We start from the raw sequence: 21,644 nt of genomic DNA, 5'->3' as shown, positions 1-21,644 counted from the left end.
CGTCGCTAGAACGACGTGAAGGGAGCTTCGATCACAGACGTGCGGAGGGCCGGGTACGGCTCGCGGAGCGTGAACGCCGCCGGCCCCGGGCCGTCCCGGTCGAGCAGCGCGAGCCGCTCCCGCGCTTCGTCCAAAGTGGGCAGCGTGCCGGCCGGGATCCACCAGAGCACCAGGTGCGAGCCGAGCCCCTCGTGCGAAAACCACTCCCGCCGCCGGCGCAGCGACTCCAGGTGGACGCCGTCGCGGTAGGCGAAGTCGCGCAGCGCCTCGACCGACTCCCACACCGACATGTTCACCATCAGGTCCGGCCCGAACGGGCGGAGCGCCGTCGCGTCGTCCGAGTCCTCGCCGACCAGCCGCCACACGAAGCCGGGTGCCTCGTCGGCACGCGCGTTGATGAGCGCGAGGTCGGCGACGAAGCCGGCCATCGCGGGGTCGTCGAGCGGCGCGCGGGGATACGCGACGTTGAGCTGGGCCAGGTGGAAGTCGCTCATGACGGTACTATATGGCATCTTCATTGTTTTTAGAAAGCGTCACGCAGCAGCGCCCCGGCGTGGGGTCCAGCCGCGCCCCCCACCCCGCCGCGCCAGCCCCCTCCAGGACGCCCTCGACCAGCGCCAGGTTCATGCCGCAGACCAACGGCGGAAACCGCGCGGCGAGCTGGTGGAAGGGGCAGTTGCGCAGGCGCACGGTGGCGCCGTCGGTCTCCGGCTCGTAGCCTCGGCCGGCGAGCACCCCGACCGGATCGGCGCCCGCGCCGGCGGCGGCACCGACCTCCCGCCCGTGCTCGCGCGCGACGCCGTAGACCGCCGCGTCCGCGCCGGCCCGCTCCACCCCCTCGGCGAGAAGCTCGGCCGCCGAAAGGTACGCCCGCGGCGGCACGCTCACCGCCCGCTCGGCCGCCGCCCGCCGGTACAGCTTCGCCGGCCGCCCGGCCCCCGGCCCGGACCGCCCGGACCGCCGCGCGAACGACGCCTCCAGCAGGCCGGCGTCGACCAGCTTGTCCAGGTGGAAGGCGGCGAGAGTGCGGCCGACCCCGAGTGCCGCCGCCACCTCGTCGCGCCCCACCGGCTCCGCGCCAGCTCCAGCGACCATCTGGTACGCCGAGCGCCGCACCGGGTCGGTCAGCAGCGCCAGCGCCTCTAAATCCTCCACGGGTTGACAATAGAGGCCAGTTCGCGGGCCTGTCTCTCGCCTCGTAGCGTCCCTGCTGGCGCCCGCCGCTGCTCAGCCCTGCTCGCCGCCCCCGCTGGTCGGCCTCGCCGTCCGGGCGGCGCTGCTCGGCTTTGCCGTTCCGTCGGCGCTGGTCGGCCTTGCCGTCCGGTCGGCCCGGCTGCCTGCTGGCCGGCGGTCAGGTCTCGGCTGTTTTGGCTGCTTCGGCTGCCAGGAGGCGGGCGAGCTCGCCCGGCTTGGTGACCATCGGCCAGTGACCCGAGTCGATATCGACCAGGTCGAGCCGCTTGACCATGGCGAGCTCGGGCGCCTCACCCGCGTCGATCCACTCCCGCGCCTGGGCCGGCGTGAACTCCGGGCACACGACGACCACCGGGACGTCGAACCGCCGCTCGTCCGTCAGGCGCACCACGCCCGTGGCCACCGCCTCCGGGACCGGGATGGCAGCGGACGCGATCCGGCGCCTGGCCTCCTCGTCGAGGTCGGCGGCATCCGCCCCCTCGAACGGTCCCCAGCCGGGAAACGGCATGACCCCGTCCTTCACCGGGAAGAAGTCGGCGTAGGGCGCCCCGTCGCCGGAGGGGAAGCCACCGACGAGGGCGACCTTGGCCACCCGCTCCGGCCGCGCGTCGGCGGCGAGCCAGGCCAGCGTGCAGGCGGCGGAGTGCCCCACGACCATCGGCTTGGCGGACGCCGCGTCGACGGCGGCGAGCACCGCGGCCACCTGGTCCTCCAGCGTCGCGGACCCGGCCCCGTCGCCCTGGCCCGGCAAGGTGACCGGCACGGGACGGTGACCGAGCGGTTCGAGCGCGGCGGCGACGCCGTCCCACACCGAGGCGTCGAGCCACAGGCCGGCAACCAACACAATCTCCATGCGGCCAGGCTAGGACAGATTCCGGACGCTCTACTTCCGCTTTATGCTCCACCCCCGCGCCGAAAGCACCGACGCCCGAGCTTCGGCGCCCGCGCCGAAGCTCCTTCAGCATCCGTCAGGCCGCAACAGGGGTATGCGGCCGGAAGGCGATGTCGAGGTCTGCGTTCAGCGCCACCGCGAGGCGAGCCAGCAGCGGCACGGTGGGCGTGGCACCTCCGGACTCCAGGCGGGAAAGCTGAGGCTGGGTCATGCCCGCGCGCTCCGCCAGCTCGGCTTGCGTGAGACCCAGCTCAACGCGCCGGTCGTGCACCATCTGGCCGAGCATCAGCGACGTTCGCGCCTCCTCGTAGGCGGCGGCGCGCTCATCAGCCCCGGTGCGCTCCCACCGCGTGTGTCGCGTCGTCATCCTGTACCCCTTCCCGGACGTCACAGCCACTTGCGTCCGTACACCTGATCGGCCGGTGCGTGTGCCTCATGTCCCGCCGCGCACCCATGCTGCGCGGCCACCGCTCGATCGACCTCGGCTCGTTCCGCCTGCCTGGTCTTACGAAAGACCGTCAACAACACCACTCGTCGGCCAGGGGCGAGCCAATAGCTGATCCGCACCGCACTGCGCTCGAGATAGAACCGCAGCTCGCGAGTCTTGCCCGAAAGGTGCCGCGAATAGGGCTCCCCCAAGGTTTCGGCCTGATCCGCGAGGATGTCCGCCATCGCCTCGACCTTCGCGTAGTCCTTCAGCGAGAGCGTGTCCAACCACTCTCGAACCTCTGGCTCCAACTCGATCACGTAGCGGTCCGGCACTTACCGACGATATACCATCCTCGGTATATCGTCCAGATCGTACGCCTCACGGGCGTGATTCTGGGGCTGCACTTCGCGTTCGTGGCGTATGCGGTCTTCGGCGGGTTTCTCGCCTGGCGCAGGCCGCGCACGATCTGGCGGCGACGCCGTCGTGGTCTCGTGGGGCCGCTTCGTCCGGCCGCGGGGGCGCCCGGCCGCGCCGGGGGGGGGGGGGGGCGCGGGGGGGGCCGCCGGGGGGGGGGGGGGGGCCCGCCGGGGCCGGGGGCCCCCCCCCCCCCCCGCCCCGGGGGGGGGCGCCCCCGCGACTTTACCGGCTACGGCAGGTCGGCCACCTCGTCGGCGAACTGGGCGCTCGTGACGATCGCGGCGTGCAGCAGCACGCCGAGCTGGGGCGCGGCCACGCCGTGCTCCAGGTCCGTGGTGATGTCGCCGGCCAGGATGAGGTCGCCCTGGCCGGTGTCGTGCACGTACGCCTTGGGCAGCAGCTTGTCGTGGTTCCAGGCGTTGCAGAACGCGTACGCCTCCATGAGCCGGTCGGCCGGGAGGCGGCGCTGGGCCACCACGCGTACGTGCAGGATCTCGCCCTGCTCGCCCATCCGGTCGAAGGTCAGCATGCCCTTGCCCCACTGGCCGCCGACCGTGCCGTCCTCGTCGACGTAGTACCGGTCGCCGCGGTCGTCCAGGGCAGCGGTGATGCTCTGCACGTTCAGCGGCGCCACGACCTCCTCGCGGCCCTCGGGGGGTAGGCCGGGCTCGGTCATGTACGACGGGGTGGGCTGGTCCGGCGGCAGCTCCAGGCTGTCCAGCATCGGCTCCGCGGACATCCACCGGGCCATCCGGCGAGACTGGTGGTCGGTGCCGTTGCGGGCGTCGAACTGCCCGGCGATCTCCCGGGCCTGCGCGGCCAGGTCGGCGCCGAGCTGCTCCAGCGTGAGCGTGGCCTCGGGGCGGCTCTCGAACGACGGCCGATGGATGGTCCGGCCGGTCGGTGCGGCCAGCCGGCACACCAGCGCGCCCGCGGCGGCGAACTCCATCGCGGAGGCGTCGTCGTACGGGCGGTCGAGCCAGCTCAGGTGCTCGGCGAGGATGTCGACGGCCCGGTCGGCGTTGCCGGTCAGCACGCAGAACCGCAGGTGCTCGGGGAGGAACGCGAACGCGTCCCGCTCGTGGCGGTGCCGGCGGTACGCCCGCACGTGCGCCTTCGCCGCCTCCTCGTGGCGGCCCAGCCGCAGGTACGGCATGAGGACCGCGACCAGCGCCTTCTCCGGCTGCTCGGCGCAGCCCAGCACGCCACTCAGCACCGGCTCGACCGTCTTGACGGCGTCGTCCCACTCGCCCCAGCCGGCGAGCAGCTCGGCCTGGCGGGACGGGTCGCAGCCGGCACAGTCGCTGTTTTCGTCGCGCTCGGCGGTGCGCCACAGGTCGAACCACTTGCGCGCCCCCGGCTCGTCGCCGATGTGGTCGGCGATCTTGCAGCGGAGGTTGTAGATGGTCTGCATGCTGTGCCCGCCGGCCCGGAAGCGCCGTTCCATGTCGTCGAGCGCGGCCTGCGTCTGGGCCAGGCCCACGCGCGGCGTGCTGCGCAGCGTGGCCACCGCCCACTTGTGGTACCAGCGCAACTGCTCGCCGTCCCACTCCTCGAACATCGAGGGGTCGCGGTCGTACGCCGCCAGGCACCAGCCGAACGCGGGCAGCATGCGCCACCGCTCGGTGTGGTTGTTGTACGCGTCGATGAGGTCGATCCGGGCGTCGTAGCCCAGCCGTACGTCGCCGGCGGCGTCCGCGTGGGCCGCGATGCGCTCCAGCTCGGCGATCTTGCCGTCGCCGTCGGGGAGCTCGCGGGCCTCTTCGAGGGCCTCCTGCAACTCGTGCGCGGTGGTCATGACTTCTCCGTTGAATCAGATGACGGGACGTCCGTAAAGGCACGGTCGAGCAGAGCGAGGAAGGAACGGTTGAGCGCCGCCTGGTCCACCGCGCGCAGCGGGTGGTGTCCGGCGAGCAGCGCCTGGCCGTACAGGGCCTCGACGGCGTGGCGTAGCGCGGGCCCCGGCGGGTACGACGTGATCTTGCGGATGAGCGGGTGGCGCCAGTTGAAGACCAGCTCCGGCCGGTGCTCCACGGTCACGTCGTTGAACGCGGAGAGCACGTCCGACCACAGCTCGTCGACCGCCTCGATGCTGCGCCGGACGGTGTCCTGGGTGCGCGCCTTCTGGCTCATCACGTACAGCGCGGGCATCGACACCGGGTCGAACTGGCGGATCAGCGGCACGCAGTCCAGCTCGCGCAGCACCGCCCGCGCGGTCTCCAGGAACGGCGCCACCAGCTCCTCCTGGGCCGGCGGCAGCGGGTCGAGCCGCGCGGCCAGCTCGCCCGGGTCGAGGCGGCGCACCCGTGCTTCGGAGTCCACCCTGGACAGTCGCTCCAGGATCTCGGTGTCGTACGCGTACCCGGCGTTGACCACCGGGGTACCGGCGGCGCTGGCGATCGCGGCCAGCGAACGGAACTCGTCGACCGTCTCCACGTACCGGATCATCGAGAGGCCGCGGCGGAACACCCGCAGCGGCATCGTGCCCCGGCTCGTCTCGAACGGCAACCACGCGTCGACCAGCTTGAGCATCTCGTCGTCGCGCACGGCGAGCGCCTTGACGCCCAGGTGGTGCACGCGCAGGAACGCGGCGAGCCGCTCGGGGTCGTTGACCGACAGGTCGAGCAGCCAGGTGCGGATCTGCTCGCCGAGCCCGGCGCGCACGGCGGAGAGCAGGTCGTCCTCGTACAGCGCCTCGCGGCTCGCGGTCGGCCGCAGCATGCTCGTGTCGACCACGCAGCGGACGAAGAACGCCCACTCCGGCACCAGCTTGGAGGCGTCCTCGCTGAGCAGCATCCGCTTGAGGTACACGCGGTGGCCGCCCTGCCCGACCTGGGCCGGGGAGGCGAGCACGAAGCCGACCCCGCGCAGCCCCGCCTCGGGCACGCTCAGGTCGATGACCTCCATCGGGCGGCTGCCGAGCAGCTTGGCGCCGTAGTCGAGGAGCGCCGAGCGGCGTACCTCGGGATCGTCATAGCTGATCTCCCACGGAGCCCGCGGCTCGGTGATCCGCTCGCCCCCGACGGTGACCTCGATGTCCAGGAGCTGGGCATACGACCTGGCGAGCTCGCGGACGGTGGCCGGGGTGAGCCAGTGCTCGGCGCCGGCGCGCGGGCGGAGGGTGACCGTCGTGCCGACCTCCGCGGCCTCGGCGGCGCCGACGGTGTAGCGGCCGTCCCCGTACCCGGTCCAGCTGACCGCCTCGCCCCCCTTCGTGGAGCGGGAGACCACCTCGATCGCGTCCGCGACCATGAAGCAGGAGAGCAGCCCGATGCCGAACTGGCCGAGGTAGTCCTGCCGCGCGAAGCCCAGGTCGTCGCGCTTGGAGGTGCGCCCGACGCTGGCCAGGAACGTGTGCACCTCCGCCTCGGTCAGCCCGATGCCGTTGTCGGTCACCCGCAGCGCGCCGCCGGGCAGCGACTCGATGACCACGCGGCCGGCGGGTGCGTCCGGGTCCGCGGCGCGACGCGCGGTGATCGCGTCGGTGCCGTTCTGCAACAGCTCGCGTACGAAGACTCGCGGGCTCGCGTAAAGATGGTGGCTGAGCAGGTCGACCACACCGCGCAGGTCGACCTGAAACCGGTGCTCGGTCCCGCTCACGGTGCCTCCTGGTTCGCTCGCTCGTGCGGCGCCGAAGGCGACGTCTTCCCTCGCGACCCCGAAACCCCGACTTCGTCGGCGGGGCCCCTCAGTCCAGACGCCGCCGCGCCAACTCGCTCGCTCACGGTGCCTCCTGGTTCGCTCGCTCGCTCACGGTGCCTTCAGCCCCGCCGCCGCCTCGGCGAGCTGGCAGCCGGTCGAGATGCCGCAGCCGATGAGCTGGTCGAGCTGGGCGTGCGAGACTCCGCGTTCCAGATCGGTGGTGACCTCGCCGAAGACGCGGGCCGTGCCGTCGTCGTTGACGTGGACGAACGCCTTCGGCCACAGGCGGTCGTGGTTCCACTCGTTGCAGAACGCGTAGAGCCGCGGCACGTCGTCCACGGTGAACTCGGCGGCGGCGAGCGTACGTACCTGGAGCATCTCGCCCTGGGAGCCGCGGCGGAAGAACCAGATGAGGTTGTCGTCCCACATCCCGCCGATGTCACCGTCGTCGTCTGTGCCGAAGTTGTAGCCGCGGGCGGTCAGCACCTCGGCGATCAGCCCGTTGGTGAGCGGCGCGAGTGTCTGCACCTCGCCGTCGGTTGGCATGCGAGAAATGTCCCTTCGGGTGTGGCTGCGTTGAATCCCCGGGGCACGATACGACGGCGGCGCCAACGCGGATCAACGGGTCGCGCCCGGCCGAGACACGCCGCCGGAGACCCCAGGTCCGCCGTGCCGTGCGACTACCGTGTGATCCTAGGGCCTATGGCTGGCCGCACCACCCAGGCGAGTCGGCGGCGCGGCGCGTCCACCGCGCGCGCCGCGAGCGGTCGCGCCCGTCAGACCTCACGCACCCGCCGCCGCACCTCGACCGGCAGCCCGGCCGTCTTCGTCGGCCGGGGCGTCCGCGCGCTCTGGATGGGTATCGCGCACGGCGTGGGCTGGGTGGTCCGGGGCGTCGGCCGCCAGGCCGCCACCGCCCGTGACCTCGACCCCGAGCACCGCCGCGACGGCGGTGGCCTCCTGCTGCTGGGCCTGGCGATCCTCACCGGCGTCGCGGTCTGGTTTTCCGGTGCCGGTCCGGTCGGCGACCGGGTGGCCGACACCGTACGACTCTTCCTCGGCGCGATCGCCGCCGCGCTGCCGCTGCTGCTGCTCGTCGCCGCGATCCGGCTGATGCGCGCGCCGAGCGACCCCGAGCAGCGGGGCCGGGGGGTGGTCGGCTGGTCCGCGCTGATCCTCTCCGCGGCCGGCCTGCTCCACCTCGCCCAGGACCCGATCGACAACGCCCAGCGCGACTACGCGGGCGGGCTGGTCGGCGCCGGCCTCGGCGGGCTGCTGGAGCGGGCGGTGACCGAGTGGGTGGCGTTCCCGCTGCTCGTCCTGCTGATGCTCTTCGGCCTGCTGGTCATCACCGCCACCCCGATCAACAAGGTCCCGGAGCGGCTGGGCCTGCTGATCGGCTCCGTGCTGGGGCGGCCGCTTCCGCCGGACGAACCCGACTCGTCCGATGACGAGGACGACGAAGAGGAAGAGGAGCCCCCGCCGGTGCGGCGCCGATCGCCGTCGCGCCGCAGGCAGGCGGCCCTCGCGGACGAAGCGGGCGAGCCGGCCGAGGAGGAGGTCGTCCACGACACGGTGCTGCTGCCGCGCAAGCCGCCGGCCGCCGTACCCGCCGCCCGCAAGGCCGCCGAGCCGCCCGAGCACTCGCCGCCCCCCACCCGCGCCGAGCAGCTCGCCATCACCGGCATGGCCGGCGACTACAAGCTGCCCCCGGCCAACCTGCTCAAGCAGGGCGCCGCGGCCAAGGCCCGGAGCAAGGCGAACGACGAGGTCATCGCCGCCCTGCAGGGTGTTTTCGAGCAGTTCGACGTGGACGCGGCGGTCACCGGCTTCACCCGGGGGCCGACGGTCACCCGGTACGAGGTGGAGCTGGGCCACGGCGTCAAGGTCGAGCGGATCACGCAGCTGTCGCGCAACATCGCGTACGCGGTGAAGTCCCCCGACGTGCGGATCCTCAGCCCGATCCCGGGCAAGAGCGCGGTCGGCGTCGAGATCCCCAACTCCGACCGCGAGGACGTGGCGCTCGGCGACGTGCTCCGCTCGCGCGCCGCCACCGGCGACCACCACCCGATGCTCGTGGCGCTCGGCAAGGACATCGAGGGCGGCTACGTGGTGGCCAACCTCGCCAAGATGCCGCACATCCTCATCGCCGGCGCCACCGGAGCGGGCAAGTCGTCCTGCCTCAACTCGCTGCTCGTCTCGATCCTGAGCCGGGCCACGCCGGACGAGGTACGGCTGGTCCTGATCGACCCGAAGCGCGTGGAGATGACCTCGTACGAGGGGATCCCGCACCTCGTCACCCCGATCATCACCAACCCGAAGAAGGCCGCCGACTCGCTCGACTGGGTCGTCCGCGAGATGGACATGCGGTACGACGACCTGGCCGCCGCCGGGGTACGCCACATCGACGACTACAACCGCAAGGTACGCGGTGGGCAGATCAAGCCTCCGCCGGGCAGCGAACGGGAGATCCGCCCGTACCCGTACCTGCTGGTGATCGTCGACGAGCTGGCCGACCTCATGATGGTCGCCCCGCGCGACGTCGAAGACTCGGTCGTCCGGATCACCCAGCTGGCCCGCGCGGCCGGCATCCACCTGGTACTGGCCACCCAGCGCCCCTCGGTCGACGTGGTAACCGGCCTCATCAAGGCGAACGTGCCGTCCCGCCTGGCGTTCGCCACCTCGTCGCTCGCCGACTCCCGGGTCATCCTCGACCAGCCCGGCGCGGAAAAGCTGATCGGCCGCGGCGACGGCCTCTTCCTGCCGATGGGCGCCTCCAAGCCGATCCGCATCCAGGGCGCCTGGGTCAGCGAAAACGAGATCAACGCCATGGTCAAGCACTGCAAGGACCAGCGCGAGCCGGAGTTCCGGCCGGACGTGCTGACCCCGGTGCAGGACCCGAAGAAGAAGATCGACGAGGAGATCGGCGACGACCTCGACCTGCTGGTACAGGCGATCGAGCTGGTCGTCACGTCGCAGTTCGGCTCGACCTCGATGCTCCAGCGCAAGCTGCGGGTCGGCTTCGCCAAGGCGGGCCGCCTGATGGACCTGATGGAGACCCGCGGCATCGTCGGCCCGTCCGAGGGCTCCAAGGCGCGAGACGTGCTGGTCAAGCCGGACGAGCTGGAAGAGGCCCTGGCCCAGCTCCGCCCCGAGTAGCCCTCCGCCCGCTCACCGCCGGCCCGAGATGGCGGTGTACGGGCTTCTTTTCGCCGCCGCGGCCGAGGAGGCGCGTCCGCTGCGGCGCGCCGCGGGCCCCGGCTGGCAGTTACCGGATGTGCCCGCGACGCCTTGCTGAAGACTCTTGCCGCGGTTACGGGGTGGAGAACCCCAGCGTGTACTCGCCCGATCCGCTCCTCGACTGCACCCGGTACCGGTAGATGCCCGCGTCGCCGTCGAAGGTCAGCGTCTCGTCCGCCTCCGCGCCGGTGGCCCGCGCCACGGTCTGCCACGACTGGCCGTTCCAGCGCTGGAGGGAGAGGTCGAAGTCGGTGCCGTCCGGCCCGTCCAGGCAGGCGGTCTGCTCGCCGCCGCCGGTACGGAAGAAGCGGCCGTTCGGCTGGGACTGGCGGGCACCCGTACGGCTCAGCTCACCGGCCACCGTGACCTCCTCGTCCGCGCACGCGTTGGCCGCCGGGGGTTCGGGCGCGGGCGGGGCGGTGGTCGGCGGGGTGCTCGTCTCGGGCGGCGGGGGCACCTCGCCGTTGCTGGTGACGAGGGTCAGCTGGTTGACCTCGAGGATCTCGGTGAGCGGCTGGAAGAACGTGATGCCGCCGACCGTGCAGTCGCCCGAACCGCCCGAGGTCACGCCCTGGGCCTGGTCGCCGGACATCCACGAGCCACCCGAGTCGCCCGGCTCGGCGCACACGTCGGTGCGGGTCAGGCCGGTCACGGTGCCCTCGGGGTAGTTGACCGTCGCGTTCTTGGCCTGTACGACGCCGCAGCGGGTGCCGGTCGTGGAGCCGGAGCGGCAGATCGAGGCGCCGACCGGGGCCTCTTCGGCGCCCGCGACGGTGACCTCGCCGCCGTTGAAGTCGTTGACGACCGGACGCGGCGTCCAGTCACCGTTGACCTCGACCACGCCCCAGTCGTCGCCGGGGAAGGAGGACGCCGTGAACGTGCCCTGCGCCTCCTGGTTGAAGCCAGTGGTCGTGGCCCCGACCTCGCCGCAGTGGCCGGCGGTCACGAAGCCGCCGACGACCGAGAAGCCGATCGAGCAGCGGGCGGCGCTGTCGATGAAGAACGGGTCGGCACCGCGTACGTCGAAGAACGGCGTCGGTGCCTCCTCCGTGGAGACCACCCGCACGCTCGACGCCGGCGCGCCCGCGTCCGTCGCGAACTCGCGGGCCGCCGCCTCCCCGCCCTTCTGGGCGAGCACGACAACGGTGTTGTCGGCCACGTCCACGTACCAACCGGGGAGGTTGGGGGTGGCCGCGTCCGCGTTCTGGTCGAGCGTGCGCTTGACCGTGTCGAGGTCCGCGGCGCTGCGGCTGACCACCTTGGGCTCGGCGCCCGCGGCACGCACCCGCTCGGCCAGCGCCGGATCGGTCACGGCCACGGTCAGGCGGGTGGCGTCCGCGCTCAGCCAGGCACCACCCCAGGCGTCGGCCGCGCCGGCCTTCAGTTCGGCGATGGTACGACTGGCGGAGCGCTCGCTCGTCAGCCGCGTGCGGGCCTGGTCCTGGGTCAGACCGAGGTCGCGCTGGAGCGCCGAGAGCAGCTCGGGCTCTGGCGCGCCGGGCGCCGCGCCTCTCGTGGTCGCCACCGCCGGGATCGTCACCGCGGCCGCGGCTCCAGCTGTGGCCACCACCAGGCCGATGGTCAACGCCCTCCTGCGGTCCATCCGCAACACCTCCCACATAGCCGTACTGAACCGGCAAATCGGTGTACGGCCGGAGAGCTAGACGCGGATGAATGGGGCCGCCGTGCCTGATCTCACAGAGAAAGCCGAGAAAGTAGTGAACTGATCACTCTGTGCGCTGGCGAGCCCAGGCGAGGAAGGAGGTCCACTGCCGGGCCGTAAAGATCAGTCGCGGTCCGCCCGGATCCTTGCCGTCCCGAAGCGCGATCCCGCCATCTATCTGTGCAACTTCCACGCAGCTCGAGCTATCGCAGCGAGCGCTCTTGCGCCATTGAAGGCGTTCGGTGTCTGCCATCACCGACTCCACTCCGTGCAGGGGCACCTTCACGATACGTAATCATTCCGCCGAAAGGAAGAGGCGGCACCCCGGGCGCACGCGCCCCGATGCCGCCTCGGTCAGAGCTCAGTCGAACAGGAAGTCGCCGTCGTGCACGCCGCCCACAAAGGCGTCCCACTCAGCCCTGGTGAAGAGCAACGTCGGCCCGTCCGGCTGCTTCGAGTCGCGGATCGCGATGTCGCGGCCGACCACGGCGACCTCGACACACGTGTTGCTGTCGCAACGCCCGCTCTTTCGCCAGACAGGCACGGCGGTCTGCTCCATTCGGTTCTCCTCGGATAGGTTAATAGTGTGTGTTACCCCCGGCCCACGGGGGCCTCGCCACACTGTTGCGTTTCGAGGATTACCGCGGCCGAAGCTTTTCAGCCGCTGGTATATCGATCCGACTCCGGCAGCATCTGGTCGGCCCGAGCCGCTATCAATTTCGCGGACTCCGTCTCGCCCAGCGATTCTCGCCAGAGATGCTCGAAATAGCCGCGATGGCGCATGAGCGCCTCTCCGGTATGCAGCACCTCGTCGAGCAGCAGGCTCTCCCGGTACAGGACGGCATTTTCCTCGTCGCCGAAGTCGAAAATGAGGAACGGTCCCAGCATCGCGACCAGCGCACCCTGGGCGAACGGCACGACCCGGACGTGCACATTGGGCCGGCGCATGATGACCAGGAGCTGCCGGAGCTGCTCCGCCATCACCTCGACGCCGCCGACCGGGCGGTGCAGAACCGACTCGTCGAAGATGCAGAAGATGTCCGGCGGATCGGCGCGACCGAGCAGCTGCTCCCCCCTTCGCAGCCGGGTCTCCAAGCGCGCCTCGCGGACGACCTGGGACAGCTCGGGCTGCCAGAAATCGAGGACCGCCTGCGCGTACGCCCGGGTCTGGAACGGGCCGTTGACGACGGTCGGCTGGAAGACGCGAATCGCCGTCGCTTCGGTCTCGAACTGCAGGAGCTGAAGCATCGCCGCCGTGAGGTGCTCGCGGTAGCGCGGCTCGTCCCACCACCCCCGCTGCCGCGACGAACGGGCGGCGCGCACCAACTCGTCGATCAGATCGTCGTCATCGACGCCGAACAACTCCAGTAGCGCGAGCAGATCGGTCTTCGAGACGGTGACATCGCCCTTTTCGATGCGGTTTACCTTGCTCAGTGACCAGTCGAGCTCATCCGCGACGTGTTGCTGGGTGAAACCTCTCGCCTCGCGTGCCGCGCGCAACGCGAGGCGGACGCGGCGGCGTGCGACCGCGGGCGGCTCGGGCGAAGTCATGATCCAACCAGTGAGCTGGAGCAAACCTGCCATGTGGCAGATTGCTGTTCCGCCACACGACACGATGCAGGACGTTACACGTGTCACTGCGAACACGCCAGGACAACACAACAACTCGCGGGACGGCTTGGGGATCAGGTGCCGACAGTATGGGCGGAACGCTCCGAGATCGCCATGCCACTATGTGCGACAAGGCGTGGTGAGAGAGCGGCTTTCAGACCTCGACGACCGTGGGGACGATCATGGGGCGGCGGCGGTAGGCCTCGTTGACCCAGCGGCCGACCGTACGGCGCACGATCTGCTGGAGCTGGTGGGGGTCGGTGACGCCCTCGAGCGCGGCCCGGTCGAGCGCCTCCGTGATCAGCGGGATGACCGCGTTGAACGCCTCCGGGTCCTCGGAGAAGCCCTTGGCGGAGACCGTCGGCCCGCCCACCACCTTGCCGGTCACCGAGTCGACCACCACGGTCGCGGCGATGAAGCCCCCGTCGCCGAGGATCCGCCGCTCGGTGAGCAGCGACTCGCCCACGTCGCCGACGGCGAGCCCGTCGACGTACACGTAGCGGCTCTTGACGTGCCCGACCAGCCGCGCCCGCCCCTCGACCAGGTCGACCACGTCGCCGTCCTCGCAGAGCACGACCCGGTCGGCCGGTACGCCGGACTCGATGCCGAGCCGGGCGTGGGCGCGCAGGTGCCGCCACTCCCCGTGCACCGGCATGAGGTTGCTCGGGCGCACCACGTTGAGCAGGTAGAGCAGCTCGCCGGCGGGTGAGTGGCCGGAGACGTGCACCTTGGCCACGTCTTTGTGGATCACCGTCGCGCCGGCCCGGGAGAGCTGGTTGATCACCCGGTACACGGAGGTCTCGTTGCCCGGCACCAGCGAGCTGGCCAGCACCACCGTGTCGCCGGGCGCCACCGTGATGTGCCGGTGGTCGCCCACGGCCATCCGGCCCAGCGCGCTCATCGGCTCACCCTGCGAGCCGGTCGACATCAGCACGATCTGGTCCGGCGGCAGGACGGTCGCCTCCTCCAGGCCGACCACCAGGCCGCCCGGGATGCGCAGCAGGCCGAGGTCGCGGGCGATGCCCATGTTGCGGACCATGGAGCGGCCGATGAACGCGACCTTCCGGTCGTACTCGTACGCCGAGTCGAGCACCTGCTGCACGCGGTGCACGTGCGAGGCGAAGCTGGCCACGATGATCCGGCCGGTGGCCTTGGCGAAGATCGAGTCGAGCACCGGCCCGATGTCGCGCTCCGGGGTGACGAAGCCGGGGATCTCCGCGTTCGTCGAGTCGGACAGCAGCAGGTCGACGCCCTCGGCGCCGAGCCGCGCGAAGCCGGCCAGGTCGGTGATCCGCCCGTCCAGCGGCAGCTGGTCCATCTTGAAGTCACCGGTGTGCAGCACCAGCCCGGCCGGGGTGCGGATCGCCACCGCCAGCGCGTCCGGGATCGAGTGGTTGACCGCGAAGAACTCGCACTCGAACGGCCCCAGCGACTCACGCCGCCCCTCGCGCACGGTCAGCGTGTACGGCTCGATCCGCCGCTCGGCCAGCTTTGCCTCGACCAGGGCGAGCGTGAACTGCGACCCGACCAGCGGGATGTCCGGCTTGTGCGCGAGCAGGTACGGCACAGCGCCGATGTGGTCCTCGTGGCCGTGGGTGAGCACGATCGCCTGTACGGCGTCGAGGCGGTCGAGGATCGGCGCGAAGTCCGGCAGGATCAGGTCGACGCCCGGCTGCTCCACGTCGGGAAAGAGCACGCCGCAGTCGACGACGAGCAGCTTTCCGTCGTACTCGAAGACGGTCATGTTGCGACCGATGGCGCCGAGGCCGCCCAGCGGCATCACGCGCAGGCCGCCCGCGGGGAGCGGCGGGGGCAACTCCAGCTCGGCGTGCGCCCCGGTCATAGAGGAAGCCCCGCGGCCTCGCAGTCCTCGCGCAGCTGCGCCAGCTCCGTCTCGGTCGCGTCGACCAGCGGCGAGCGCACCGGACCGCCGGGCAGGCCCTTGGCCGCCATCGCCGCCTTGACCAGGATCGTGCCCGGGCTGCGGAAGATGCCCGTGAAGATCGGCAGCAGCCGATGGTGGAGGGCCAGTGCGGCGGCGCCGTCACCGCGCTCGTACGCCTGGATCATCTCCTGGGTCGCGGCGCCGCTGACGTGCGTCGACGTGCCGATCAGGCCGACCCCGCCGACCGCGAGCAGCGGCAGCGCGAGCGCGTCTTCGCCGGAGTAGAACGCCAGGTCGGTGCGCTTGGTGACCCACGACGTCGCGACGAGGTCGCCCTTGGCGTCCTTGACCCCGACGATCCGCGGGTGCTCGGCGAGGCGGACCAGCGTCTCGGTCGCGATCGGGATGCCGGCGCGGTGCGGGATGTCGTAGAGCAGGATCGGCAGGCCGGTCGCGTCGGCCACCGCGGTGAAGTGGCGGAGCAGACCGCTCTGCGGCGGCTTGTTGTAGTACGGCGTGACGACCAGCAGGCCGTGCGCGCCCGCCTTCTCCGCGGCGGTCGCGAGCTCGACCGTGTGTGACGTGTCGTTGGTGCCCACGCCGGCGACCACCTTGGCCCGGTCACCGACGGCCTCTACCACCGCCCGGATGAGCTGCTCTTTCTCCCCGTCGGAGGTGGTGGGCGACTCGCCGGTGGTGCCGTTGATCACCAGCGCGTCGTTGGCCTGCTCGTCCACCAGGTAGGTGGCGAGCCGGGCCGCTCCCTCAACGTCGAGCGAGCCGTCGGCACGGAACGGGCTCACCATCGCGGTGAGCAGCCGCCCGAAGGGTCGGTGGTCGTGCGTCATGCTTGACAACCTAGCGGACCCACGCTGACCGGCCGAAGGGTTAGGCCCGGTCCGACAGCCTTACGACACCTGTGCGTACGGGCTCGCCGCGACCTCCGTGCCGTCGTCGAGCCGGGAGATGGTGAAGTCGGCGAACACGTTGGGTGCGACGCCCTGCAACTGGCGCAGGCACTCCACCGCCAGCGCGCGGATCTCGACGTCGGCGCTCTCGGTCGCGCGCATCCCGATGAAGTGCCGCCAGGCCCGGTAGTTACCGGTCACCACGATGCGGGTCTCGGTGGCGTTGGGCAGCACGGCACGGGCGGCCTGCCGCGCCTGCTTGCGCCGGAGCGTGCCGTTTGCCACGTCGGCGAACTTGCGCTCCAACCCCTCGAGCAGCTCGTTGTAGGCACGCAGGCTCGCCTCGGTCGCCTCGACGAAGAGCTTGTGCAGCTCCGGGTCGTCGGCGATCACGTCCGGCTCGACCATCGCGGCCTCGCGCTCCGGCACGTATCTCTGGGAGAGCTGCGAGTACGAGAAGTGGCGGTGCCGGATCAGCTCGTGGGTGAACGAGCGGGACACCCCGGTGAAGTAGAACGTCACCGAACCGTGCTCCAGCACCGACAGGTGACCCACCTCGAGGATGTGGGCGAGGTAACCCTCGTTGGTGGCGGTGGCGGGGTTGGGCTTCTTCCACGACTGGTAGCAGGCGCGGCCGGCGAACTCGGCGAGCGCCTGACCCCCGTCGGCGTCGGTGGACCAGGGCACGTCGTCCGGCGCCTCGAAATGCGTCCAAGCGATGAGTTTGACCTGGGGCGGGACTACTTCCGGCATGGCCGCGAGCCTAGACCACCCCACCGACAACACCGGCACCGCGGCTTGCGATGGCGTCATCATGGTGTCATGGTGACGTCATGGACCTGGCGCCGTACCTGGAGACCCTCCGGCGAGACCTCGCCGCCACCGCCGCACCGGGCGGGCCCGATGTCGCCCGCGCCGCCGAGCTGCTCACCAGCGCGCTCGACGCGTCGATGCGGCTGTCCCTGCTGGAGGTGCTCTCCCACGCGGCAGACGAGATCACCGCGAAGCTTTCCACGTCCGCCGTCGAGGTGCGGCTCCGCGGCGGCCAGGCCGACTTCGTGGTGACGCCGATCGACGTCCCAGCGCCGCCACCGATGACACCACAAGAGCCGTCCGGTGACGTCACGCGGATCACGCTTCGCCTCCCCGAGTCCCTCAAGGACACGGTCGAGCGGGCCGCCGCCGCGGAAGGCGTCTCGGTCAACACCTGGCTGGTCCGCGCCGTGCAGATCGCGGCGCAGGGCGGCCCACCCACCCCACCGGTCCGGGGCACCGCCGGCCGCCGGATCACCGGCTTCGGCCGCGCCTGAGTGCGTGACCGGGCCGCCGGAGTCACGCCCGAGAGGAGCTAGCAATGCCCGAGTTTCCCACCCCTCACCCCGTCACCGCCGCCGTCAAGCTGGCCAGCGGGGCACTGGAGATCACCGCCGAGGAGCGCGACACGGCCGTGGTCGACGTCCAGCCGTACGACGACCGTCCCGCCTCGCACGAGGCCGCCGAGCGTACGACGGTCGAGCTGCGCGGCGACACGCTGACCGTGGCCGCGCCGGACGGCGGCTGGTTGGCGCGCCGCCCCGCCTCGCTGCTGATCACCATCCGGGTCCCGCTGGACAGCCGGCTGCGCCTCAAGACCGCCTCGGCCGACGTGACCTGCCGCGGCCGGTTCGCCGGGCTGGACGCCGCCGGCGCCTCCGGTGACATGTTCCTGGAGCACATCGCCGGCGACGCCAAGGTGAGGATCGCCAGCGGCGACGTCACGGCCGGGCAGATCGACGGCGAGCTGCAGGTCAGCGGCGCGGCCGGTGACGTCACCGCCCAGCACGTCAGCGGCCCGGTCGACACCAGCGTGGCCAGCGGCAGCATCGACATCGGCACGGCCGACTCCGGCGTACGGGCCAAGACCGCCTCCGGCGGGGTGCGGATCGGCGCGACCCGGCGCGGCACCGTCAAGGTCCGTACGGCCAGCGGCGACGTCGCGGTGGGCGTGCGCAGCGGCACCGGCGTGTGGCTCGACCTGGGCACGATCTCCGGCCGTACCACCAACGACCTGGACATGACCGCCGGGGACGGCGGGGCCGGTCACGACCTCAGCGTCGACGTCCGCACGGCCAGCGGTGACATCGCGATCCGCCGGGTGCCGGCCGAGGCCACCGCGGCCTGACCCGCCTCCACTGTCTGTGATCAAAGCTCCCCTCACGTCGCTAGAACGACATGAGGGGAGCTTTGATCACAGATGACCGGCCCGGCGGTACAGGCCCTAGACGTAGAACCAGGTGAATGGCGTCCACGGCAGGTTGCGCAGGATGCTGAACGCCAACCACGCGGAGAGCAGGACGCCGACCATCGCGGGCGTGACCCGCAGCTTGGGCAGCGACTTGCCGAAGACCTGCTTACCCACCCACGCCACGTACACGTACACCAGGAACGGCACCGCGAAGATGAACAGCGCGTGGTGGCGGGCGGCGGCCGGCAGGTCGCCATGGATCATGTACCAGAACGCGCGGGTGCCGCCGCACCCTGGGCAGTCGAGCCCGGTGGTGAGCTTGAGCAGGCAGGTCGGCGGCGCGTCTGCGGTCGACTCGGTCGGGTTGGCGATCGTGACGTAGCCCGTGGCGGCGGCGAGGCAGCCGAGCACCGCGACCGGGGCCAGCCACCGGGGCGACCGGGCCATCAGCCGGGTGAACCGGCCGGGCGGCGGGGGCACGAAGTAGTGCGCGGGCGGCGGGGCGGTGGGGTCGGCCACGCTGGTCACTGTGCCTCCGGGGTCGCTCGCTCCGCACCATCGGGGCGGGCGCCGCCGGCGCCCACTCGCTCACGGTACACCGAGGGCGCTTCTCATCTTGAGGTCTCCGCCCTCGGGCGGTGCCACTTCCGACAGGCCCAGCCACTCCGCGAGCCGCCGCAGCTCGGCGGCGAGCGCCTCCGCGGTGGTGTCCGGGTCTGCGCCCGGCTCCAGCCACGCGGCCGGCACCCGCAGCACCCCGGCCTTGCGGTCGGCCTTGAGGTCGACCCGCGCGGTGAGCCGGTCACCCTGCAGGAACGGCAGCACGTAGTAGCCGTGCACCCGCTTGTGTGCCGGCGTGTAGATCTCGATCCGGTAGCTGAAGCCGAACAGCCGCTCGGTGCGGGCCCGCTCCCAGATCAGCGGGTCGAACGGGCTGACCAGCGTGTCGCCCCGCACCCGGCGGGGCAGCTTGGCGTCGGCGTGCAGGTAGGCCGGCTGGCGCCAGCCGCGCACCTCGACCGGGGTCAGCACGCCGGCCTCGACGAGCTCGGGGATCGCGTCGCGGGCACCGGCGACCGGCAGCCGGAAGTAGTCGCGCAGCTCGAACTCGGCCGCCACCCCCAGCGAGCGGGCGGCCACCGCGACCAGCTCCCGGTAGGCCTCGGCGGGGGTCGGGGTGGGCGCGGCCAGCACCCGCGCCGGCAGCACCCGCTCGGGCAGGTCGTAGACCCGGGCGAAGCTGCCGTTGCGCCGGGCGGCGACCACCTCGCCGGCCCAGAAGAGGAACTCCAGCGCCCGCTTGACGGACGACCAGTTCCACCCCCAGTTGCCCTTTTCCCGGGGCGCGTCGTGCTCGATCTCGGCGGCGGTGAGCGGGCCGTTGACCCGGACCTCGTCGCGCACCCAGTCGACCAGCGCCGGCTCCTCGTCGGCGATCCGCCGCACGTTTCCCCAGGCGTGGGCGCCGGCCATCCGCCACCGCAGCGCGGGGTGCAGCGCCAGCGGGATGAGCGAGGCCTCGTGCCCCCAGTACTCGAAGAGCTCCGGGGGCCGCCCGTAGGCCGCGCGGTCGAGCAGGGCCGTGGGATAGGGGCCCAAGCGGCTGTAGATCGGCAGGTAGTGGGCGCGCTGCAGCACGTTGACCGAGTCCATCTGCAGCAGCGCGGTGCGGGACAGCACCCGGCGCAGGTGGCGCATCGTCACGGCCCCCGCCGGCGGGGGGTCGGCGAAGCCCTGGGCGGCCAGCGCGATCCGGCGGGCCTGGGCGATCGACAAAGTCTCTGGAACGGCCATCGCACCGGACGTTAACTCAGCCGTACGACAATTAGCACGCGTGTTCGATACGATTACGGGATGCGACCGGTCGAGAGCGCTCTGTGGTATGCGTCGAGCGGCGTACCCGTGCTCCCCCTCCACACCGGCCTCGGCGGCGGGCGCTGCTCGTGCCGGCGCCCGCACTGCGACCGGCCCGGCAAGCACCCACGGTGGCACCCCCGCCTGATCACGGCCGGGCTGCACGAGGCGAGCACCGACCCCGAGCAGGTGCGCCGCTGGTGGGCCGCCTGGCCGGAGGCGAACGTGGGGCTGCGCACCGGCATCGCGATCGACGTGTGCGATGTGGACACTCCGGCCGGCCTGCACCTGCTCCATGAGCTCATCGGCGACCTGCTCGACACCCCGCTCGTGCGGACCGGCTCGGGCGGCCTCCACCTGTACTTCGCGGCCACCGGAGCGCCCAGCCGGGTGCGGCTGCTGCCCGGCGTCGACTGGCGCGGCGAGGGCGGCTACGTGGTGGCGCCGCCCTCCGTGCACGGCAACGGCACGCGCTACCGGTGGATCAGCCACGGCCCGGCGCCACCCTGCCCGCCGGCGCTGCTGCGCCTGGTCGTCCCGCCACCGCCGCCCCTGCCGACGGTGGTGCGCCACCCCGGGCGATACGCGGCCGCCGCGCTGGACAACGAGGTCACGCGGGTGCGGTCCGCGCCGGTCGGCGAGCGCAACAACACGCTGTACCGGGCCGCCCGCAGCCTGGGCCGGCTGGTGGCCGCCGGGCACCTCGACCGGTACGACGTGGTGAGTGCCCTGACGCCGGCCGCGCTCGCCGCCGGGCTGGGCAGCGCCGAGACCGCCCGCACGATCCGCTCGGGCCTGACCGCGGGCCGCGGCCGCCGGGTGGCCTGACCGCCGTCGTGGGCCGGCCGCAGCGGGCCGGATCCACCTCCGTAGGCTGGTCACCCATGGCCACGGGGTACGTCCGGCCGGCCCGTCCCGAGGACGCCGGCGAGATCGCGCGCATCCAGCTCTCGACCTGGCGGACCGCGTACCGCAGGGTGCTCCCCGCCCGTGCCCTCGACCGGCTCGACGAGGCGTGGATGGCTGACCAGTGGCGCGCGGCGATCGAGGCCCCACCCTCGCCGCGGCACCGGGTGCTGGTCGCCTTCGAGCAGGCGGAGAGCACGTACCTGGTCGGGTTCGCCGCCTCCGGCCCGGCCGACGAGCAGGCGCTCGCGCCCGACGAGCCGCCCCTCGCCGCGGACGTCGCGGCCGTCACCGACCTGCTGGTCGAGCCACGCTGGGGCCGCCGCGGCCACGGCAGCCGGCTGCTCGCCGCGAGCGTCGACCTCTGGCGCGAAGACGCCCTGGCCACGGCGGTGGCCTGGGTCTACGACGGCGACCCGGCGAGCCGCAAGTTCCTCGGCTCGGCCGGCTGGGAGCCGGACGGCGCCACCCGCGCCCTGGACGTCGACGACCAGCTCATCCCCCAGCACCGCCTGCACACGAGCCTCTAGACGAGCTTCAATGCCCCGGCCCGAGTCAGCGGACCGGTCCGTGCCGAACGACTCCAGAGACCGTGCGGCCCGGAGAGGGGGTGGCTCACCGTGCCCGTCCAGCGCGGAGTCAGATCGTGGTACCGAGGTGCCCCTGTAGGGGCACTGGAATACCACGATCACTGGTGGACGATCGCGCGGGATCCGAACCGCCGTGGCCGTCGCGATTGCTCAGGTCTTGGCGTAGATCGAGCCGGGGTGGGTGGCGC

Annotated in this window: 22 protein-coding genes; 5 read left to right on the top strand and 17 right to left on the bottom strand. The window is 72.0% G+C overall.

Translation table 11 applies throughout. The features are described 5' to 3' along the window. Positions 1-5 precede the first annotated feature (5 nt). The 8 genes from RB614_RS22885 to RB614_RS22850 form a co-directional block, all read right to left on the bottom strand. Positions 6-494 carry a DUF3291 domain-containing protein gene (locus RB614_RS22885; protein ID WP_308714638.1) on the bottom strand — a complete coding sequence of 163 codons (489 nt, stop codon included), beginning with the start codon at positions 492-494 and terminating at the stop codon, positions 6-8. 7 nt (positions 495-501) lie between these two features. Continuing rightward, entirely contained in the window at positions 502-1,155 is a 654-nt protein-coding gene (locus RB614_RS22880; RefSeq protein WP_308714637.1) for a helix-turn-helix transcriptional regulator, read from the bottom strand. 196 nt (positions 1,156-1,351) lie between these two features. Then, positions 1,352-2,047 (bottom strand): alpha/beta fold hydrolase, encoded by a 696-nt coding sequence (locus RB614_RS22875; protein ID WP_308714636.1) that lies wholly within the window; start codon positions 2,045-2,047, stop codon positions 1,352-1,354. A 115-nt stretch (positions 2,048-2,162) separates the two neighbouring features. After that, positions 2,163-2,453: a helix-turn-helix domain-containing protein gene (locus tag RB614_RS22870; RefSeq protein ID WP_308714635.1), complete on the bottom strand. Its 291-nt coding sequence runs from the start codon at positions 2,451-2,453 to the stop codon at positions 2,163-2,165. A 20-nt stretch (positions 2,454-2,473) separates the two neighbouring features. Further along, on the bottom strand, positions 2,474-2,848 hold the full coding sequence (locus RB614_RS22865; protein WP_308714634.1) for a type II toxin-antitoxin system RelE/ParE family toxin: 375 nt from the start codon (positions 2,846-2,848) through the stop codon (positions 2,474-2,476). A gap of 314 nt (positions 2,849-3,162) precedes the next feature. Continuing rightward, positions 3,163-4,731 carry a type III secretion system chaperone family protein gene (locus tag RB614_RS22860; protein ID WP_308714633.1) on the bottom strand — a complete coding sequence of 523 codons (1,569 nt, stop codon included), beginning with the start codon at positions 4,729-4,731 and terminating at the stop codon, positions 3,163-3,165. Then, positions 4,728-6,533: an HSP90 family protein gene (locus tag RB614_RS22855; protein WP_308714632.1), complete on the bottom strand. Its 1,806-nt coding sequence runs from the start codon at positions 6,531-6,533 to the stop codon at positions 4,728-4,730. The genes RB614_RS22860 and RB614_RS22855 overlap by 4 nt, the downstream gene beginning before the upstream one ends. A gap of 150 nt (positions 6,534-6,683) precedes the next feature. Next, entirely contained in the window at positions 6,684-7,121 is a 438-nt protein-coding gene (locus RB614_RS22850; RefSeq protein ID WP_308714631.1) for a type III secretion system chaperone family protein, read from the bottom strand. A 156-nt stretch (positions 7,122-7,277) separates the two neighbouring features. Between RB614_RS22850 and RB614_RS22845 the strand changes: the two genes are divergently transcribed. After that, a complete protein-coding gene (locus RB614_RS22845) occupies positions 7,278-9,734 on the top strand; it encodes a DNA translocase FtsK (protein ID WP_308714630.1) in 2,457 nt (818 codons plus the stop codon). A 154-nt stretch (positions 9,735-9,888) separates the two neighbouring features. Here RB614_RS22845 and RB614_RS22840 read toward each other — a convergent pair whose 3' ends face one another. The 7 genes from RB614_RS22840 to thyX form a co-directional block, all read right to left on the bottom strand. Continuing rightward, complete coding sequence (locus RB614_RS22840; RefSeq protein ID WP_308714629.1) at positions 9,889-11,418, bottom strand: S1 family peptidase; 1,530 nt, start codon at positions 11,416-11,418, stop codon at positions 9,889-9,891. Positions 11,419-11,542: 124 nt separating this feature from the next. Further along, a complete protein-coding gene (locus RB614_RS22835) occupies positions 11,543-11,731 on the bottom strand; it encodes a DUF397 domain-containing protein (RefSeq protein WP_308714666.1) in 189 nt (62 codons plus the stop codon). Positions 11,732-11,839: 108 nt separating this feature from the next. Then, entirely contained in the window at positions 11,840-12,037 is a 198-nt protein-coding gene (locus tag RB614_RS22830; protein ID WP_308714628.1) for a DUF397 domain-containing protein, read from the bottom strand. 98 nt (positions 12,038-12,135) lie between these two features. Continuing rightward, positions 12,136-13,029 (bottom strand): helix-turn-helix domain-containing protein, encoded by an 894-nt coding sequence (locus tag RB614_RS22825; RefSeq protein ID WP_308714627.1) that lies wholly within the window; start codon positions 13,027-13,029, stop codon positions 12,136-12,138. A gap of 214 nt (positions 13,030-13,243) precedes the next feature. Next, positions 13,244-14,932, bottom strand: coding sequence for a ribonuclease J (locus RB614_RS22820; RefSeq protein WP_308714626.1), 1,689 nt, complete (start codon positions 14,930-14,932; stop codon positions 13,244-13,246). Further along, positions 14,929-15,822 carry a 4-hydroxy-tetrahydrodipicolinate synthase gene (dapA, locus tag RB614_RS22815; protein ID WP_308714625.1) on the bottom strand — a complete coding sequence of 298 codons (894 nt, stop codon included), beginning with the start codon at positions 15,820-15,822 and terminating at the stop codon, positions 14,929-14,931. The genes RB614_RS22820 and dapA overlap by 4 nt, the downstream gene beginning before the upstream one ends. A 60-nt stretch (positions 15,823-15,882) precedes the next feature. Then, complete coding sequence (gene thyX, locus RB614_RS22810) at positions 15,883-16,635, bottom strand: FAD-dependent thymidylate synthase (protein ID WP_308714624.1); 753 nt, start codon at positions 16,633-16,635, stop codon at positions 15,883-15,885. 80 nt (positions 16,636-16,715) lie between these two features. Between thyX and RB614_RS22805 the strand changes: the two genes are divergently transcribed. After that, on the top strand, positions 16,716-17,192 hold the full coding sequence (locus tag RB614_RS22805) for a toxin-antitoxin system HicB family antitoxin (protein ID WP_308714623.1): 477 nt from the start codon (positions 16,716-16,718) through the stop codon (positions 17,190-17,192). Positions 17,193-17,236: 44 nt separating this feature from the next. Beyond that, the gene (locus tag RB614_RS22800) at positions 17,237-18,043 is read left to right on the top strand and encodes a DUF4097 family beta strand repeat-containing protein (RefSeq protein ID WP_308714622.1); all 807 of its coding nucleotides are present in this window, start codon (positions 17,237-17,239) and stop codon (positions 18,041-18,043) included. Between the two features lie 96 nt (positions 18,044-18,139). Here the strand turns inward: RB614_RS22800 and RB614_RS22795 are convergent, their stop codons facing one another. Together RB614_RS22795 and RB614_RS22790 are read right to left on the bottom strand one after the other, a co-directional pair. Next, positions 18,140-18,625 carry a DUF2752 domain-containing protein gene (locus tag RB614_RS22795; RefSeq protein WP_428983090.1) on the bottom strand — a complete coding sequence of 162 codons (486 nt, stop codon included), beginning with the start codon at positions 18,623-18,625 and terminating at the stop codon, positions 18,140-18,142. Between the two features lie 69 nt (positions 18,626-18,694). Further along, positions 18,695-19,900 carry a winged helix-turn-helix domain-containing protein gene (locus RB614_RS22790; RefSeq protein ID WP_308714621.1) on the bottom strand — a complete coding sequence of 402 codons (1,206 nt, stop codon included), beginning with the start codon at positions 19,898-19,900 and terminating at the stop codon, positions 18,695-18,697. Positions 19,901-19,960: 60 nt separating this feature from the next. Here RB614_RS22790 and RB614_RS22785 point away from each other — a divergent pair, with 60 nt between their 5' ends. Together RB614_RS22785 and RB614_RS22780 are read left to right on the top strand one after the other, a co-directional pair. Then, positions 19,961-20,788 (top strand): bifunctional DNA primase/polymerase, encoded by an 828-nt coding sequence (locus tag RB614_RS22785; RefSeq protein ID WP_308714620.1) that lies wholly within the window; start codon positions 19,961-19,963, stop codon positions 20,786-20,788. 56 nt (positions 20,789-20,844) lie between these two features. Next, a complete protein-coding gene (locus tag RB614_RS22780; RefSeq protein WP_308714619.1) occupies positions 20,845-21,396 on the top strand; it encodes a GNAT family N-acetyltransferase in 552 nt (183 codons plus the stop codon). Positions 21,397-21,644 lie beyond the last annotated feature (248 nt).

The sequence above is a fragment of the Phytohabitans maris genome, from assembly GCF_031085175.1.
In the GTDB taxonomy this organism is placed as follows: Bacteria; Actinomycetota; Actinomycetes; order Mycobacteriales; family Micromonosporaceae; genus Phytohabitans; species Phytohabitans maris.
The sequence above is the reverse complement of the archived record's forward strand: the minus strand, read 5'-3'. Positions and strand labels throughout refer to the sequence as shown.